We start from the raw sequence: 16394 nt of genomic DNA, 5'->3' as shown, positions 1-16394 counted from the left end.
CACCAGCGCCGGCGGCCAACCACGCCCACACAACCCCCACCCACAACAACAACCATCAGCAACCCACCAACAACCCAGACGAAACATCGAGGCTAGGAGGATTTTCCGCGTGACAGTGGAGGATTTTGCCCCGCCATACGCCGAAAACCCTCCAGAGATCCGCGGCTACAACGACCCCACACGCCCCATCACCACACGCCCCATCACCCCACGCCCCATCACCCCACGCCCCATCACCCCACGCCCGATCACCCCACAGCCTCATCACGGCGGCCATGCTCACCCCGGCCGGCGACCGACCCCGCCTCCGCCGACAGAAACCGACCCACACACCAGTCAGAAGACCCGGTTATCCGCTCCGGTTGGGGGTTCTCTGCTCGTCTACCAGCAGAGAACCCCCACGACGAGCGGATAACCCATCGTGTTGTCTCGGGCGACCGAGTTGGCTCCGGCGACCGAGCCGACCCAAACGACCGACCTGGCCCGAACGACCGAGCCGACCCAAACGACCGACCTGGCCCGAACGACCGAGCCGACCCAAACGACCGACCTGGCCCGAACGACCGAGCCGACCCAAACGACCGACCTGGCCCGAACGACCGAGTTGACCCAAACGACCGACCTGGCCCAGACGACCGGGTTGGCCCAGACGACCGGGTTGGCTCAGGGCGACCGTGTTGGCTCGGTCGATTTACCACGGCCGCGGTACCTCGACTCGAGCGGACGACCACCGGACCACCCAGGCCACGCCGACCACCCAGGCTGCACGGTCGACAGGAGCGCCCACGCATCGGAGACACCGTCCGTCGGGTCGGTCAGACGTCGGGTCGGTCAAACGTCGGGTCGGTCAGAAGTCGGCCAGTTCGAGGGTGGTGGGGACGGGCATGCCTTCGGTCAGGGACTCGTTGATGCGGATGGGCTTCTTGACGGGGAGGACGTAGCTGCCGGACTTCGCGGGGAAGACGGACGTTTCCCAACTGCTCGTGCCGACCGTGACGCGGACGCGGACCGAGCCGAACCCCTTTCGCCGTCCTTCTGTCAAGGCCATGATCTCGTCGCTGATGTCTTCCGGAACCGTGACGAAGTGCCAGCTGCCTTCTCCGGGATGAATCCACAGCGGCGCCGAGAACGTGAACCGCGGCGCGCTCACTCGACCGCCGCTCCCCGTCGCCCGAGCACCGCCGTGGCCGCGTCCAGCAACACGGCCCGAATCTCCGCGTCCGTGGCGCCGAGATCGAGATCGGCCGACAGCGCGGCGCCGACCGTCTCCACCGCGGCTGCGGCGCGCAACCGGTCGGCCGGCGTCGGGTCGGGTCCGGCGAGCCACAGCTGGAACCGTCGTGCCTGCGCGATCAGCGAGTCCAGATCGTCCCCGAACGCAGCGAGCACCGCGGCGATGTCCCGTAGCAGCGTCGGCCCGGTGGAGCGGTGTTGGACCACCACGTCCACATAGGCACCGAGCAGTTCGCGCTCGTTCTCGGGCGACCACGGGAGGTCCTCGGCGCGCCGCAGTACGGCGAACATGTCCTCGAGGAACGTTCCGACGATCGCGCGCAGCAGTTCCTGCTTCGACGAGTAGTGGTAGTACAGCGAGGCCTTGGTGATACCGACCTGCTCGGCGATCTCCCGCAGGCTCGTCTTCTCGTACCCCTGCGTCGAGAACAGGCTCGCCGCCGCCCGATGGATCGCCGCCTTCGTGTCACCGGCACCACGCGCAGAATCACGGGCGGTGCCACGAGCAGAGTCACGGGCGGTGTCACGAGCGCCGTCGCGGGAGTTGTTCACGTGCTGCACGTCACCACCTTCTCATCTTCACCCACCTACCGGGCGGCAGGTAGTCTACCTACCGCCCGGCAGGTAGAGAGAGTCGTGCGGAGACTGGGAGGTCTCGGGGTGTTCATCAGGCTCGGACGCTTCGTCGTCCACAACCCGTGGAAGGTGATCGCCGCGTGGGTGGTCGCGGCGGTGGCCGTGATCGCGTTCGCGCCGACGCTCGCGGATGTCACCACCAAGGACCAGGCGGCGCTGCTGCCCGACAAGTACGAGTCCGTGCAGGCGCAGAAACTGGCGGCGGACGCATTCGGGCAGACCAACGACGCCACGGCCAGCATAGTGGTCAAACGCAACGGCGGCGGTGAACTGACCGCGGCCGACCAGGCGAAGGTCACCGAACTCGCCACCAGGATCAGCGCGGCGAGGATCGATCGCGTCACCGCCGCGGTGACCGGACCGCAAACGGTTTCCCCGAACAAGCAGGTGCAGATCGTCAGCGTCGGTCTCAAGGGTTCGCCCGAGGATCAGGCGGTACTCGACGCCGTGCAGAAGGTCCGCGACGTGACCGGGTCCGCGCTCGCCGGCACCGATCTCGAGTACGGCGTGACCGGCGACGCCGCGCTGCTGCTCGACAACCAGGATGCGTTCGACAACGCTTTCGTGGTGGTCGGGATCGCGACCGTCATCTTGATCATCGGCCTGCTGCTGGTGATCTATCGCAGCCCGGTCGCCGCCTTCCTGCCGATCCTGACGGTCGGCCTGGTGTCGGCGATCGCACCCGGCCTGATCGCGCTGGTCGCGAAGGCGACCGACCTCCAGGTCACGCAGGACCTGCAGACGATCCTGACCGTCGTGCTGTACGGCGTCGGAACCGACTACATCCTGTTCCTGCTGTTCCGTTTCCGCGAACGGCTCCGGGCCGGCGAGCAGCCGAAGGAGGCACTGGTGAACGCGGTGTCCCGGGTCGCCGAGGTCATCGTGTCGGCGGCGGGCGCGATCATCGTCGCGTTCAGCGCGCTGCTGCTCGCGGTGTTCGGCGCGTTCCAGAGCCTCGGCCCGGGCCTCGCGATCGCGGTCGGGGTGATGGCCATCGCGGCGATCACGCTGGTCCCCGCGGTCGTGTCGTTGCTCGGCGCAAAGGTGTTCTGGCCGTCGAAGTCCTGGCAGCGCACGCCGAAGGGCGCGATGTTCAAGCGGCTCGGCACCTTCACCGCGCGTCGCCCGGCGGTGGTTGCGGCGTTGTCCGGCGGGGTGATGGTCGCCCTGGCGCTCGGCGCGCTGGGCACGAAGGTCGACTACGACGCGTTCAGCCAACTCCCCGACGGCACCGAGTCGGCGCGTGCAATCAAGGACCTGCAGGCGGGTTTCCCGGCCGGCGCGCTGAACCCCACTACGGTGTACGTCCGCAGCACCGACGGCACCCCACTCGACCCGGCCGAACTCACGACGTACGCCGGGAAGCTGGCGAAGGTCGACGGTGTCGGTGCAGTGCTCCCGGCCGGCGCGGACGGCAGCACGGTGCTGCTCAACCAGGACAAGACAGTTGCCCAGATCAACGTCGTACTGAACGATGCGCCGTACGCGACCGCCTCGCTGGACCTCGTCGACGGGAAGTTGCGCGAGGTCGCACACGCCGAGGCTCCGGCGGGTACGACGCCGTTGCTCGGCGGTGTGACTGCCGGCTACGCCGACATCCGGGACGCGAACGGGCGCGATCTGTCGGTGATCTTCCCGGTCGCCGGCGGTCTGATCGCCGTCATCCTCGCTTTGTTGCTGCGGGCACTGATCGCTCCGCTGATCCTGATGCTCGCGGTGGTGCTGAGCTTCTTCAGCTCGATCGGCGCCACGGTTCTGGTGTTCCAGTACGCGGCCGGTCACCCGGGTGTGACGTTCTCGCTGCCGATCATGCTGTACCTGTTCGTCGTTGCCATCGGCACCGACTACAACATCCTGATGATCGCCCGGTTGCGTGAAGAGGCCGAGCGCGGCACGGATCCGCGGACCGCGGCCGACCTCGCGATCGAGCACGGCGGTCCGTCGGTCGCGGCGGCAGGATTGATCCTGGCCGGTACTTTCTCGTCACTGATGCTGGCCGGTATGGCGCTGCTCACCGAGATGGGGTTCTCGGTCGCGGCCGGCATCGTGATCTCGGCATTCGTGATGTCCAGCTTCCTGGTCCCGAGCGTGATCGCCCTGCTCGGCCGGTACGCCTGGTGGCCGCGCCGCCCCAAGGTCACCGCCCCACAGGAGGAACGCCGGCTGGAGCCTGTCGGCTGACCGGAACTCGCAGGCTGAGGGGTCCTGCGTGAGGAGACGGGTCCCGGACTGAGCGGTCCGGGACCCGTCGCTGCTCAGCGCGCCGCGGGGTGCTTCAGCCGCACGGTGAAGATCGGCAGCAGGACGTGCACCAGCGGACCGATCGAGAGCGCGTACACGACCGTCCCGACGCCGACCGCGCCACCCATCAGGAACCCCGCCGCCAGGACAGTCAGCTCGAGCGTCGTCCGGACCAGGCGAACACTCAGCCCGGTACGCCGTACCAGCCCGGTCATCAGACCGTCGCGCGGACCGGGGCCGAACTGCGCGCCGATGTAGAGCGCACCGGCCAGCGCGTTGACCACGACACCCGCGACCATCAACACGATCCGCAACCACAGCTCGTCCGGGCGGGCGACCGTGGCCAGAGTCAGATCCGTCACCAGCCCGATCACGATCGCGTTGCTGATCGTGCCCAGCCCGGGCCACTGCCGCAGCGGGATCCACGCGAGCAGGACAACGAAGCTGATCACGATCACGACGGTCCCGAAGCTGAGCGGGACATGCTTGGTGATCCCGGAGTGGAACACGTCCCACGGGTCCAGCCCGAGGTTGCCCTGGATCATCAGGCCCATCGACGCGCCGTACAGCACCAGCCCGACGTACAGCTGGACGAGGCGGCGCGGGAGGCGGCCTGCCTTCAGCTGCTCGATCGGGTTGATGGACGCGAGCTGGCGGGGCGAGGTCTCGGAAGTGGCGGTCACGATGTCCAGTGTCGGGAGTAAGTGGCCTGGTGTTCGATAGCCAATTGCGCAATAGTGGACTGCATGCAGCCACGTCATCTGCCTGCCAGTACCTTGCTCGGCCTGCTCGGCGTCTGGGCCGACGGCACCGGTCCGGCGTACCGGCTGCTCGCCGATCGGCTCCGCCTGCTGATCGCGGACGGCCGGATCATCCCCGGATCGCGGCTGCCGAGCGAGCGTGAACTGACCGAGGCGCTGGGCGTCAGCCGGACGACGGTCACGTCGGCGTACCGCTCGCTGCGGGACAGCGGGTACCTGACGAGCCGGCGTGGTTCGGGCAGCATCACCGCGCTCCCCTCGAAGGTCGCCCCTGAACTCGGCCGGCATCACGCCCCGAGCGTCGACGCCGAGGGGCTGTACGACTTCACCTGCGCAGCCCCCGCCGCGGTGCCCGGGATCAGTACTGCGGTGGCCGCGGCGGCCGATGAGATGCCGGTGCACCTCGCGACGCCCGGGTACCACCCGCAGGGCCTGCCCGTACTGCGGTCCGAGATCGCGGCGGCGTACGACGAGCGCGGCCTGCCGACCTCTCCCGATCAGATCATCGTCACCGCGGGCGCACTCGCCGCGACGTCGATCGCGGTACGGGCGATCACGCAGATCGGCGATCGGGTGCTCACCGAGAGTCCGACGCACCCGAACTCGGTGGACGCGATCCGGCGCAGCGGTTGCCGCGTGGTCGCCGTACCGATGTCGCCCGGCGGCTGGGACCTGCCTTTGCTCGAGGCAACGATCCGGCAGACGGCGCCGCGGGCCGCGTGGCTGGTCGCGGACTTCCAGAATCCGACCGGTTTCCTGATGTCGGCGGCGGATCGGCAGCGGCTGGCGCGGGCGTTCGCGCGGTCGCGGACGACGGCGATCGTAGACGAGACGCTGTTCGAGCTGGCGCTGGACGGGCAGGAGATGCCGCCGCCGTTCGCCTCCTTCGACCCGGACGGCGTGATCACGGTCGGATCGGTCAGCAAGTCGTTCTGGGGCGGGCTGCGGATCGGCTGGATGCGGGTGCCGGAGGGCATGGTCGCGCGAATCCTGGACGCGCGGGCGTCGATGGACCTCGGGGCGCCGGTACTGGAGCAACTGGTCGTGACGGACCTGCTGCGGCGGCGGTCGACGCTGCTGCCGGAGCGGCGGGCGGATCTCGCGTGCCGACGGGACGCGCTGGCCTCGGCGGTCGCCGCGGAGCTTCCTTCGTGGCGCTTCCGCCTGCCGAGCGGCGGGTTGTCCTTGTGGTGCGAACTGCCCGAACCGGTCGGGTCGAGCCTCGTCGGCGTCGCTCAGCGCAACGGGGCGTTGCTGGTCGCCGGGTCCCGATTCTCGCCGGACGGTGGGCTCGAGTCATTCATCCGGCTCCCCTTCACGCTCGACGAGGACTCGCTGCGGGACGGTGTCGCCCGGGTCGCGGCGTCGTACGCCTCGCTGACCAGCGGTCCTCCCGCCCGGCGGTCCGGAGTGATGATCGCCTGAGGCGGACCTCCACCACTCAGTAACCTCCCCTCCGCTGGCCGCGGCACACTCAGCCCAGGCCTCCGAAGGCCCTTTGACGGTGGTTAGTGAGTGGTGGGCGTCCGCCCCCGGCACGTCATCGCGCCGTAAGGGGTGCGGGGAAGGTTCGGCTTGCCGACGCTGTTGAGACACTATGAGAGTCACACTGCGAGAGGCGTGAGAATGTCGTTCTTCACCCGCAACACCGCCATGGTCGAGCCGGAGGCCGCCCTGCCGGGCCGGCCCACCCCCGGTTTCACCGTCCCGGACGAGAACATCGTCCTGCACACGCCGCAGACCGCCGCCGCGCCCGAGGGGTTCGAGGAGGTCTGGTTCGGCACCGGATGCTTCTGGGGCACCGAAGAGATCTTCTGGCAGCAGCCCGGCGTCTACACCACGGCGGTCGGGTACGCGGGCGGTTACACCCCGAACCCGACGTACGAGGAGGTCTGCACCGGCCGCACCGGGCACACCGAGGCCGTGCGAATCGTGTACGACCCGACCAAGACCACCTTCACCGACCTGCTGAAGGTCTTCTGGGAGACCCACGACCCGACCCAGGGCATGCGCCAGGGCAATGACCTCGGTTCGCAGTACCGCTCGGCGATCTACTACACCACCGAGGCCCAGCGCGCCGAGGCCGAGCGCACCCGCGACCTTTACGCCCCGGTCATCAAGCCCCTCGGCTACGGCGACATCACCACCGAAATCGCTCCCGCCACCACGTTCTACTACGCCGAGGACTACCACCAGCAGTATTTGCACAAGAACCCCAACGGTTACCGCTGCCACAGCAACACCGGTGTCAAGTTCCCGGCCTGACAGCCCTGATTTCACCCGAGCACCCGGTCGCATTCCGGCCGGGTGCTCGGCTGTTTGTGACCTACGGTGTTGAGGTGAAGAACGACGACCGGCGGTTGCGGCGGTTGGTGGTGGGGGACGTGACGTGGCTGTGGACGGTGCGGCAGCGGGGGCACGGTGCGGAGTGCCGTCTGACGCTGTCGCTGGTACCTGAGGGGACGCGGCGGCGGTTGGTCTTGGTGTTTCGGCCCGGTCAGGGCCGGCTGGTCTCGAACACGTACTTCGATGCGGGGGCGCTGGTACGCCTACCGGATCGCAGTTACCTCAACCTGTTCGAGCCCGGCACAGTACGCCGGCTCCTGGACGCGGCGCTCCCGAGCTTCCGCACGGACAAACCGGTGACCGAACTCGACGGCTGGCCGTACTTCGACGCCGTTGTCTCCGAGGAGACGGCCCCCGGCCCGACCTCCTGAGGGCGTACGACACGACTCCGACTACGGCACGCGGCGGGCCAGGTGGAGGTGGACTTCGGAGGCGACCTCGACGGTCTCGGGGAGCACCAGGCGGATGCGGCGGAAGACCTCGTCGCGGTCGGCGGGCTGGAGCATCAGGTACGCCGAGATCGTCGACAGGTGGCCGATGTAGTGGTCGGCGCTGATCGTCAGGTTGTTCGGGATCAGGGACTGCCGGACGTCGGTGAATGCGTCGGATCGCTCGAGTTCGGTGCCGGGCCATTGCATCGGTCCGTCCGCGCTGGAGCCGTCGGGCGGCGGGACGCCCTCGTCCTCGACGTACGGCGTACGCGCCTGACGCACCGCCTCTCGGACAGCGGGGTCGGCCAGTTCACTAGGTACGGCGAACGACGCGAAGACGCCGCCCGGCCGGACGAGCTTGGCCATGCGTTCCCAGCGGCCGTCCGGGTTGGTCCAGTGCAGGGCGGCGGCCGAATAGACCAGGTCGTACGAGCGGTCCGACGGCAGGTCCTCGAACGGCGCCTGGACGGTCGTCACGCCCGGCACGCGCTTGCGCAACTCCGCGAGCATCGCCGCGTCGGGGTCCGTCGCCGTCACCGCGATACCGGCCCGCGCGAACAGCCGCGTCGCCTTGCCCGTCCCGGCGCCGATCTCCAGCGCGGTCCGGATCGGCACGCCGGCGTACGCCTGCACAAACTCGAGGAGCTCCTGCGGATACTCCGGCCGGTACCGTTCGTAGGCTTCCGCCACCGTCCCGAAGCTCAGCGCCCGCGCCACCATGACGGCATCCTGACAGCTTCCCAGCTCCAGCGCCGCTCATTTCTACGGCGGTACGCCGCCCCGGCTGCTCGCCGTACGCCCGGAGGGTCAGCCATCAGTCCGGGGATGCGCTGGGGTCGAGTTGCTGGGCGAGGTATTGCTGGATGCCGATGCGGGTGATGGCGTCGAGCTGGGATTCGAACCAGTCGACGTGGCGTTCCTCGTCGCGGACCATTTCTTCGAAGACGGAGGCGGTGCCGTGGTCGCCGAAGTCGTGGCATTCCTGGGCGGAGGCGTTGAACTGGGCGACCGCGGTGCGTTCGCCTTCCAGGCCGAGTTGGAGCATTTCCTGCGCGTTCTCGCCGACCGTGACGGCGCCGAGTTTCTGCAGGTTGGGATGACCGTCGAAGAGCAGGATGCGGTTGATCAGGGCGTCCGCGTCCTTCATCTCGTCGATCGACAGGTCGTAGAAGATCTTGCCGAGGCGGCGGAAGCCCCAGTTGTCGAGCATGCGGGCCTCGAGGAAGTACCCGTTGATCACCGTGAGCTCGAGCGTGAGCGCCGAATTGAGCAGTTCGACGACGCGGGGGTTAACCGGTTGCACCTGCCACCTCCGTGAACGGCGTTGCCGAGAACGATTTCTCATGCTCGCACAACAACCGCTTCACGGAGAAGACACAGCCCCCGCAGTTCCGTCCTGCCCCGGTCGCCCCGCACACTTGCGCGACGGTCCGCGCGCCGGCGTCGATGCTCTCCACGACGTCCCGGTCGCTGACGACCTCACAGTGACAGACGATCACGTAGGTGAGGCTACCCTAACCGCTCCCGTTCACACATCCCGGTGTCCATGTGACGTACGTCAGCCCGCGCGGTAGCGGAACGTGGGGTCAGCCCATGGTTTTCTGGCCGTCGATGGATTCGCGGACGATGTCCGCGTGGCCGGCGTGCTGGGCGGTTTCGGCGGCGATGTGCAGGAACACGCGACGTACGGTCCAGAACACACCCGGCGGCTGCCAGGGCGCGGCGGGGAGCTCGTAGCGGGCGTCGAGGTCGAGGGTCGCGACCAGTTCGTCGGTGGCGGCCGCGACCTTCTCGTACTCCGCGAGCACACCGGCCAGCGTCTCGCCCTCGGTGAGCCGGAACTGGTCCTGCCAGGCAGCCATCATCTCCGGCGTGTACTCGGTCGGCGTCGCCGCGCTCTTGCCCTGGGCGAACTCGGCCCAGTGCTGCTCGGTCGCGCTCACGTGCTTGATCAGGCCGCCGATGGTGAGCTCGCTGATCGTGCTCCGGGTTCGCGCCTGCTCGTCGGTCAGCCCCTGGGCGGTGTGCCGCAGGAAGTACCGGTGCTTCCCGAGAAAGTCCAGGATGTCGCCCCGCTCGCCACTCAGGCCCTGCTCGTTTGTCGTCATGGTCAGAACTGTAAGAGCCGTAGCGGTCACCTTCTGACCTCTTCCGGTTCCGGAACTTCTTCCGTCCGGAGGTCCGTGGTCTGTCCGTGGTCTGTTCGTAGTTCGGCGCCGGACGCCTCCCCAGGCGCGCACGAGGCGACTAGCGTCGCAGGGGCGGCGACCCGGCCGTACCGGACGTGGACCGAGGGGGTTCCGATGGGCATGATCACGACCAGCGACGGGACGGAGATCTTCTACAAGGACTGGGGGTCCGGCCAACCGATCGTCTTCAGCCACGGCTGGCCGTTGTCGGCCGACGATTGGGACAACCAACTGTTGTTCTTCCTGTCGAAGGGGTACCGCGTGGTCGCGCACGACCGGCGCGGGCACGGCCGGTCGACGCAGACCGGTGACGGGCACGACATGGATCACTACGCCGACGACCTGAAGGCGGTCGTCGACCATCTCGACCTGCGTGACTGCATCCACGTCGGCCACTCGACCGGCGGCGGCGAGGTCGTGCACTACTTGGCCCGGCACGGCGAGGACCGCGCCGCCAAGGCCGCGCTGCTCTGCGCGGTGCCGCCGCTGATGGTGCAGACCGACGCGAACCCGGAGGGCCTGCCGAAGGCGGTCTTCGACGACCTCCAGGCCCAGCTCGCGGCGAACCGGTCGGTGTTCTACCGCTCGCTCCCGGAGGGGCCGTTCTACGGCTTCAACCGCCCGGGTGCCGAACCCAACGAAGCGATCATCGCGAACTGGTGGCGCCAGGGGATGATGGGCGGCGCCAAGGCGCACTACGACGGCGTCGTCGCGTTCTCCCAGACCGACTTCACCGAGGACCTGAAGAAGATCACGATCCCGGTGCTGGTCGTGCACAGCGAGGACGACCAGATCGTGCCGTACGCCGACGCCGGCCCGAAGTCGGCCGCCCTGCTCAAGAACGGGATCCTGAAGACCTACAAGGATCTCCCGCACGGCCTGCCGACCACGCACGCCGACGTGGTCAACGCCGACCTCCTCGACTTCTTCCAATCGTGACCCGTCGGCGAACGCCTGACGAAAGGCAGCACCGATGCCTCACCACAGAACACGTTTTCTGGCGGTACTGACGGCCGTCCTCGCAATTCTGATCGCGGCGGTGACGCCGGCCGCGGCGTCGTACCAGAAGGGTCCGAAACCGACGGTCGTCCTGGTCCACGGCGCGTGGGCGGACGGCTCCAGCTGGTCGAAGATCACCAACCGGCTGCTCGACGACGGCTACCCGGTCCGGGTCCCGCCGAATCCGTTGCGCAACCTGACCACCGACGCGCAGACGATCCGGGACTTCCTCGGCACGCTGTCCGGTCCGATCGTGCTGGTCGGGCACTCGTACGGCGGTGCCGTGATCACGAACGCCGCGACCGGAAATCCGAACGTGAAGGCGTTGGTGTACGTCGACGCGTTCGCGCCGGCCGCGGGGGAAGTCGTGTTCCCCCTGGCGGGTGCCGACTCGGCGCTCGCGGTACCGCCGGAAAACGTTTTCGACTTCGTTCCTTATCCGGGGGCGCCGCAGGGCGACGTCGATCTCTACCTCAAGCACGACACGTTCCTGAACTCGTTCGCGTCCGGGGTGCCACGCCGGCAGGCCGAGCAGCTCTATCCGGCCCAGCGGCCGCTCACGCTGAGCGCCGGATTCACACCGTCCGGCGCGCCGGCCTGGGCGACGATCCCGTCCTGGTACGTGCTCGGCACCAAGGACCTGATCATCACGCCGACGGCGCAGAACGAGATGGCGGTCCGGGCCGGCTCGACCATCACCCGGATCAAGGCCGGTCATCTCGGCCTGATCACCGATCCGAACCCGATCATCAAGGTGATCCGGACCGCGATCCGCAGCACTACCTGACAACCACACTGTCCCCGCGGGTCGTCCGGCGTAATTCGGGCGACCCGCGGTGGTCCGCGCGGCTATTGTCCGGAGTCGGCGGGGTCCTGGGGACGCGTGGGAGGTCGGATGGTTGACGGGTTGGAGATCCGGGCGCTGCGGGACGACGACCCGCCGGTGATCGCGGCCTCCTTCGAGGAACTCGGCTGGCCGAAGCCGGAGAGCCAGTACCGCCGGTACCTGGCCGAGCAGGCGGACGGAACGCGGGACGTCCTGGTGGCCACGATCCACGGCAGGTACGCCGGGTACGTCACGGTGCGCTGGAAGTCGCCGTACTTCGGGGACATCCCCGAGATCCAGGACTTCAACGTGCTGCCGAAGCTGCGCCGGCGCGGCATCGGTACGGCGTTGATGGACGCGGCCGAGGCGCTGGTGGGGCAACGGTTTCCGGTCGTCGGCATCGGCGTCGGGTTGTACCCGGACTACGGGCAGGCGCAGCGCATGTACGTTCGCCGCGGGTACCTCCCGGACGGTCGCGGTTTGATCTACGACGGCCGCCAGGTGCCGCCGATGGAAATGATCAGGAACGACGATTCCGCGACCCTGATGTTCACCAAGCAATTGCGCTGAGGACGGCTGAGGTACTTTCGGAGACGTGCGTGCGATCGAGTACTCCGTGACCGGTGATCCCGGCGTCCTGACCTTGGTGGACAAGCCGCTGACGGAGGTGGGACCCGGTGAGGTACGGGTCCGCATCCATCGCTCCGGCGTCAACCCGACCGACTGGAAATCACGCCGCGGCACCGAGGCCGGTACGCCGGTGCATCCGGCGCAGGTGCCGAACCAGGACGGCGCCGGGGTCGTCGAGGCCGTCGGTGAAGGTGTCGACGCCGGGCTCGTCGGACGTCGCGTCTGGTTGTGGGAAGCCGCGCATCAACGACCCGCGGGCGGTACGGCGCAGGAGTTCGCCGTTGTCCCGGTCCGGCATGCGGTACCGCTGCCCGACACCGCGTCGTACGACCTCGGGGCAGCGCTCGGCGTACCGTTCCTGACCGCGCACCGCTGCCTGACGGTGACCGAGGACGGTCCCACCCGGCTCGGTCCGGGCAAGCTCGCCGGCCGGACCGTGCTGGTCGCGGGCGGTGCCGGCGCGGTCGGCAATGCGGCGATCCAGCTCGCGCGCTGGTCCGACGCCACTGTGATCACCACGGTCAGCAGCCCCGAAAAGGGCAATCTCGCCGGGCTGGCCGGGGCTGACCACGTCATCGACTACAAACGGCAGGACGTGGCCGCCGAGGTCCGGGCGATCGCGCCCAACGGGGTGAACACGATCGTCGAGGTGTCACCGGCGGCGAACGCGGCCATCGACGCCGCGGTGCTGGCGCCGCACGGCTCAGTGGCGGTGTACGCGACCGACGGCGGCGCGACGATGGAGCTCCCGGTCCGCGCGTCGATGGTGCCGAACGCGCGCTGGCAGTTCGTGCTGCTCTACACGGCGCCCGACTCGTGGCGGCCCGGTGCCCTGGCCGACGTGTCGGCGGCCGTCGAAGCCGGCGCTGTCCGCGTCGGGCCGCAGGCCGGCCTCCCGTTGCACCACTACCCGCTCGAGCGCACCGCCGAGGCCCACGCCGCCGTCGAGGACAGCATCGTCGGCAAGGTCCTCATCGACGTTGTCCCAGACTGACCAGACGCTGCTCCAGCGCGGCCGCACACCGGCACGTCGGGTCGTCGGTGCAGAGCAGTGCGGCCGGGTCAGCTTCGACGAGCTTGCGGGTCGCGGACAGCACCGCCTGCTTCGGAATCCGGCGGACGCGGGCCTTGCCGATCCGGACCTCCTTCGTCGCGGAACGCAGGACCGGCTCGATGGCGTCGAACTCATGGCTCTCGCCCGGGATGTTCGGCAGCTCGAGCCACCGGCCGTCGGCGGTCTTCGCGTACCGGTAGAACCGGGAGCGGCCGAGGTACTGCTCGGCGAGGTGGATCGTGGTGTTCGAGGTGTGGGTGACGCCGAGCAGCAGGACGTCACCCTCGAGCGCCTCGATCGGACCGAGCGGCCAGTCGAGGCGCTGCGCCGCGAGGATCCGTTCGGCGGCCGGCCCGGCGGCCTGGTAGGAAAACAACGGATGCTCGGTCCGGAACGGCGAGGAAATCTGGCGGAACGTTTCCGGAATCTTTCCGAGCCAACGGTCGACCGGCAGGTCAATCCGGAAACTGGTTGCCTTGGACAACCGCTCGTCGAAGTCCGGCCAGGTTTCCGCGTTCCAGAAGGCGTTGTGCGGGCGGACCATCCCGGGCGGCGCCGGGAGCCCGGTGAGGTCCCAGGTGCCGGCCGGCATCACCACGGTCCCGCACACCTCGGTCAACGCCGCGCACACCGCCTCGGCGCCGCCGTCGACGTACCCGAACGAGCTCAGCGACGAGTGCACGAGCACCTCCGACCCCCGCCCCAGCCCCACCATCCGCAGCCCGTCCACCAACTCCGCCGAAGTCACCGTCGGCCCAGCAGCCGTCCCTGTCGCGCCCATCACCGCACTGTCCCACCCGTTCCACGGCGTCCGCACGGCATTTTTCCGAGCCCAGGGCGCCGGAACGTACCGAACCGAATGAGAGGGTAGGGCTCATGGAGTGGGTGCGGCGGCGGGCGGGGTCGGTTCTTGGGGTGGGGTTGGTCGGGGGATTGGCCTGGTCGGTCGTGGCGACGGTGTCGATGCCGAACGGGTTGGTGCCGGGTGAGTCCTGTGCGCGCAAGGTGGGGCTGGGCGACGCCTACGCGCGCACCAGCTACTTTCCGCCGTCGGCGCAGTGTGTCGGTGCCGACGAGGTCAGGGAGTACATGTCGCCGCCGCTCTCGGCGATCCTCTCGGTCGTCGGCGTCATCCTCCTGCTGGTGATCGCCGTCGGCCTGATCCTGACCGCCCAGCGCCTCACCGGCGACCCCGGACCGGTCCGGGCCGGCGAGGGCATCGACCTGAAGCGACGCCGACGGTCGCACCTGTTGTTCGGGGCGCTGGACCTGGCCGCCGTGTTCGCGATCGTGATGATCCTCAGCGTGATGATGGTCGTCCTCGGCGGCGCGCCCGGTGGCCTGCTGTTCGTCCTCACCTCGCTCGTCGGACTGAGCGCGCTCGGTACCGTGCTCGACCGGCACACAGGCCCGTTGCCGAGCAGCGCACGAGAGTCGCTGCGCCGCGGAACGATCGCCGGCGTCACGACGTACGGCGTGGTCTTCGCCGCGACCGCGGTGACCGGTCAGTTGCCGTTCTTCCGGTTCTGGTCGATCCCGCTCGCGGCGATCACGTATGTCGTGATCGCCGCGCGGCAGTGGTCGAAGGTGTCGAGGGTCAGCACGGCCAGCCGGGCTCAATATTCTGGTTGAGGTGGAACACGTTTTCCGGGTCGTACTCGCACTTCACGCGGGCCAGTCGACGGTAGTTTTCCTCGCCGTACCCGGCGATCACCCGGTTCTGCCCTTCGTTGCCGATGAAGTTCAGGTAGACGTACCCGGTCGCCCACTCCTGCAGGTCGCTGCACACGTCCCGGGCCCATTGGATCCCGCGGGCGTCGTCGGCGGCGTCTTCCCAGAGGCCGAACGGGTGGATCACCCATGGGGCCTGCCGATACGGCAGCGGCCACGCCTCTGCACCACGCCGTACCTCGCCGCCCCACGGAGCCACCAGCTGCTGTGACGGCGACGGGCACGGCATGTCAGCGGCCCGGTTGCAGAACGCGTCGACGGCCGGATCCGGGAACGACGCCAGGTGTTCGGCGGACCAGTAGTTGCGGTAGCCGGGCGGATCGTCGAGCGCCGACTGGAGTTCGTCGTACGGCATCTCGGCGACCATCACGCCGTCGGGCTTCAGCGCGAACATCGGCGCGAATGCATCCCGCAGTTCCGCCTCGGTCCCGGCGAAGACGGCCGCGGCCCCGATCACGAGCTTGTCCTGCAGGTCCGTCGGCACGAAGTCTTCGGGCGGTCCGGTCAGGTACAGCGCGCCACCACCCAGTGCGTCCGGTGCGCCGGCCTCGAAGAGGTCCCGGTACGCGCGAACGATGTCCGGCCCGGCGTCGCCCGGCCACAGCAACAGACCGAGCGTCGTCGTGGACAGCGGCTTGAGCCGCAAGGTCAGCGAGCTGGCGACGCCGAAGTTCCCGCCACCGCCGTGCAACGCCCAGAACAGCTCGGTGTTCTGGTTCTCGTCGGCGACCACGATCCGGCCGTCGGCGGTCACGAGCTCGACCGACACGAGCGCGTCGCACGCGAATCCCCACTTGCGCTCGAGCCACCCGGATCCGCCACCGAGCGTCAGCCCCGCGACACCGGTCGTGGACACCCGGCCGCCGGTGGTCGCCAGCCCGTGCGGCGTACAGGCACGATCGACGTCGCCCCACGTCGCGCCGCCCTGCACCTTCGCGAGACGTGCGTCCGGATCGACCTCCACACGGTTCATTCGGCGCAGGTCGACGACCAGTCCGCCATCCGTGACCCCCGTACCAGCGACACCGTGACCGCCGCTGCGGACCGCGATCTCCAGCCCACGCTCGACGCCGTACCGGACGGCCGCCTGCACGTCGGCCACCGACTCGCACTGGGCGATCATCGCCGGACGCTTGTCGATCATCGCGTTGAAGACGACCCGTGCCTCGTCGTACGCCGCGTCGCCCTGTTGCAGCACTACGCCACCGAAATCCTGGGGCCGCGCGTGCTCGATCACGTCGGACATCTGGTAAACCCCCTTACATCACTCCCCCAGGCGAATCGATCGTGCAACGCACTCCGAACGCGGTCAACGCC

At 68.8% G+C, this 16394-nt stretch carries 18 protein-coding genes; 9 read left to right on the top strand and 9 right to left on the bottom strand.

Going from position 1 to position 16394, the window contains the following annotated elements; genetic code table 11:
* Positions 1-847: 847 nt before the first annotated feature.
* Both AB0B82_RS30335 and AB0B82_RS30330 read right to left on the bottom strand, forming a co-directional pair.
* Positions 848-1150: a DUF1905 domain-containing protein gene (locus AB0B82_RS30335; protein WP_360176156.1), complete on the bottom strand. Its 303-nt coding sequence runs from the start codon at positions 1148-1150 to the stop codon at positions 848-850.
* Positions 1147-1794, bottom strand: coding sequence for a helix-turn-helix domain-containing protein (locus tag AB0B82_RS30330; protein WP_360176153.1), 648 nt, complete (start codon positions 1792-1794; stop codon positions 1147-1149). The genes AB0B82_RS30335 and AB0B82_RS30330 overlap by 4 nt, the downstream gene beginning before the upstream one ends.
* Before the next feature lie 75 nt (positions 1795-1869).
* On the opposite strand from AB0B82_RS30330, the gene AB0B82_RS30325 reads away from it, so the two are divergent.
* Entirely contained in the window at positions 1870-4050 is a 2181-nt protein-coding gene (locus AB0B82_RS30325; protein WP_360176150.1) for an MMPL family transporter, read from the top strand.
* A gap of 74 nt (positions 4051-4124) precedes the next feature.
* Here the strand turns inward: AB0B82_RS30325 and AB0B82_RS30320 are convergent, their stop codons facing one another.
* The gene (locus AB0B82_RS30320) at positions 4125-4793 is read right to left on the bottom strand and encodes a hypothetical protein (protein WP_360176147.1); all 669 of its coding nucleotides are present in this window, start codon (positions 4791-4793) and stop codon (positions 4125-4127) included.
* A gap of 63 nt (positions 4794-4856) precedes the next feature.
* Between AB0B82_RS30320 and AB0B82_RS30315 the strand changes: the two genes are divergently transcribed.
* The 3 genes from AB0B82_RS30315 (at position 4857) to AB0B82_RS30305 (ending at position 7588) form a co-directional block, all read left to right on the top strand.
* Positions 4857-6296, top strand: a complete 1440-nt coding sequence (locus AB0B82_RS30315; protein ID WP_360176144.1) for a PLP-dependent aminotransferase family protein — start codon at positions 4857-4859, stop codon at positions 6294-6296.
* Positions 6297-6497: 201 nt separating this feature from the next.
* Positions 6498-7136: a peptide-methionine (S)-S-oxide reductase MsrA gene (msrA, locus tag AB0B82_RS30310; protein WP_360176141.1), complete on the top strand. Its 639-nt coding sequence runs from the start codon at positions 6498-6500 to the stop codon at positions 7134-7136.
* A gap of 74 nt (positions 7137-7210) precedes the next feature.
* Positions 7211-7588, top strand: a complete 378-nt coding sequence (locus AB0B82_RS30305; protein ID WP_360176138.1) for a hypothetical protein — start codon at positions 7211-7213, stop codon at positions 7586-7588.
* Positions 7589-7609: 21 nt separating this feature from the next.
* Here AB0B82_RS30305 and AB0B82_RS30300 read toward each other — a convergent pair whose 3' ends face one another.
* The 4 genes from AB0B82_RS30300 to AB0B82_RS30285 form a co-directional block, all read right to left on the bottom strand.
* Positions 7610-8368 (bottom strand): class I SAM-dependent methyltransferase, encoded by a 759-nt coding sequence (locus tag AB0B82_RS30300; RefSeq protein WP_360176135.1) that lies wholly within the window; start codon positions 8366-8368, stop codon positions 7610-7612.
* Between the two features lie 94 nt (positions 8369-8462).
* A complete protein-coding gene (bfr, locus tag AB0B82_RS30295; RefSeq protein ID WP_360176132.1) occupies positions 8463-8951 on the bottom strand; it encodes a bacterioferritin in 489 nt (162 codons plus the stop codon).
* Positions 8938-9147 carry a (2Fe-2S)-binding protein gene (locus AB0B82_RS30290; RefSeq protein ID WP_360176128.1) on the bottom strand — a complete coding sequence of 70 codons (210 nt, stop codon included), beginning with the start codon at positions 9145-9147 and terminating at the stop codon, positions 8938-8940. The genes bfr and AB0B82_RS30290 overlap by 14 nt, the downstream gene beginning before the upstream one ends.
* Before the next feature lie 87 nt (positions 9148-9234).
* Positions 9235-9756, bottom strand: a complete 522-nt coding sequence (locus AB0B82_RS30285; protein ID WP_360176125.1) for a DinB family protein — start codon at positions 9754-9756, stop codon at positions 9235-9237.
* Between the two features lie 195 nt (positions 9757-9951).
* Here AB0B82_RS30285 and AB0B82_RS30280 point away from each other — a divergent pair, with 195 nt between their 5' ends.
* The 4 genes from AB0B82_RS30280 (at position 9952) to AB0B82_RS30265 (ending at position 13286) form a co-directional block, all read left to right on the top strand.
* Positions 9952-10776 carry an alpha/beta hydrolase gene (locus AB0B82_RS30280; protein WP_360176122.1) on the top strand — a complete coding sequence of 275 codons (825 nt, stop codon included), beginning with the start codon at positions 9952-9954 and terminating at the stop codon, positions 10774-10776.
* A 34-nt stretch (positions 10777-10810) separates the two neighbouring features.
* Positions 10811-11623 carry an alpha/beta hydrolase gene (locus tag AB0B82_RS30275; RefSeq protein WP_360176119.1) on the top strand — a complete coding sequence of 271 codons (813 nt, stop codon included), beginning with the start codon at positions 10811-10813 and terminating at the stop codon, positions 11621-11623.
* 108 nt (positions 11624-11731) lie between these two features.
* Complete coding sequence (locus AB0B82_RS30270) at positions 11732-12232, top strand: GNAT family N-acetyltransferase (RefSeq protein ID WP_360176116.1); 501 nt, start codon at positions 11732-11734, stop codon at positions 12230-12232.
* A gap of 25 nt (positions 12233-12257) precedes the next feature.
* A complete protein-coding gene (locus tag AB0B82_RS30265; protein WP_360176113.1) occupies positions 12258-13286 on the top strand; it encodes an NADPH:quinone reductase in 1029 nt (342 codons plus the stop codon).
* On the opposite strand, the gene AB0B82_RS30260 is transcribed toward AB0B82_RS30265, so the two are convergent.
* Positions 13264-14127, bottom strand: coding sequence for an AAC(3) family N-acetyltransferase (locus AB0B82_RS30260; RefSeq protein WP_360176110.1), 864 nt, complete (start codon positions 14125-14127; stop codon positions 13264-13266). The two genes, AB0B82_RS30265 and AB0B82_RS30260, sit on opposite strands and share 23 nt — an antisense overlap.
* Positions 14128-14261: 134 nt before the next feature.
* On the opposite strand from AB0B82_RS30260, the gene AB0B82_RS30255 reads away from it, so the two are divergent.
* Positions 14262-14978 (top strand): hypothetical protein, encoded by a 717-nt coding sequence (locus AB0B82_RS30255; protein WP_360176107.1) that lies wholly within the window; start codon positions 14262-14264, stop codon positions 14976-14978.
* Here AB0B82_RS30255 and AB0B82_RS30250 read toward each other — a convergent pair.
* Positions 14944-16323 (bottom strand): FAD-binding oxidoreductase, encoded by a 1380-nt coding sequence (locus AB0B82_RS30250; RefSeq protein ID WP_360176104.1) that lies wholly within the window; start codon positions 16321-16323, stop codon positions 14944-14946. The two genes, AB0B82_RS30255 and AB0B82_RS30250, sit on opposite strands and share 35 nt — an antisense overlap.
* Between the last annotated feature and the right edge of the window lie 71 nt (positions 16324-16394).

Origin of the sequence: Kribbella sp. NPDC048915, from assembly GCF_040649595.1 — a bacterium.
In the GTDB taxonomy this organism is placed as follows: Bacteria; Actinomycetota; Actinomycetes; order Propionibacteriales; family Kribbellaceae; genus Kribbella.
Note: the sequence above shows the minus strand (reverse complement) of the source record. Positions and strands in the feature narration are given on the sequence as shown.

Excerpts from the sequence above, each read along its gene's own strand:
- AB0B82_RS30315 (WP_360176144.1), top strand. The coding sequence starts at position 4,857 with ATGCAGCCACGTCATCTGCCTGCCAGTACCTTGCTCGGCCTGCTCGGC.
- msrA (WP_360176141.1), top strand. The coding sequence starts at position 6,498 with ATGTCGTTCTTCACCCGCAACACCGCCATGGTCGAGCCGGAGGCCGCC.
- AB0B82_RS30300 (WP_360176135.1), bottom strand. The coding sequence starts at position 8,368 with ATGGTGGCGCGGGCGCTGAGCTTCGGGACGGTGGCGGAAGCCTACGAA.
- AB0B82_RS30285 (WP_360176125.1), bottom strand. The coding sequence starts at position 9,756 with ATGACGACAAACGAGCAGGGCCTGAGTGGCGAGCGGGGCGACATCCTG.
- AB0B82_RS30280 (WP_360176122.1), top strand. The coding sequence starts at position 9,952 with ATGGGCATGATCACGACCAGCGACGGGACGGAGATCTTCTACAAGGAC.
- AB0B82_RS30275 (WP_360176119.1), top strand. The coding sequence starts at position 10,811 with ATGCCTCACCACAGAACACGTTTTCTGGCGGTACTGACGGCCGTCCTC.
- AB0B82_RS30270 (WP_360176116.1), top strand. The coding sequence starts at position 11,732 with ATGGTTGACGGGTTGGAGATCCGGGCGCTGCGGGACGACGACCCGCCG.
- AB0B82_RS30260 (WP_360176110.1), bottom strand. The coding sequence starts at position 14,127 with ATGGGCGCGACAGGGACGGCTGCTGGGCCGACGGTGACTTCGGCGGAG.
- AB0B82_RS30250 (WP_360176104.1), bottom strand. The coding sequence starts at position 16,323 with ATGTCCGACGTGATCGAGCACGCGCGGCCCCAGGATTTCGGTGGCGTA.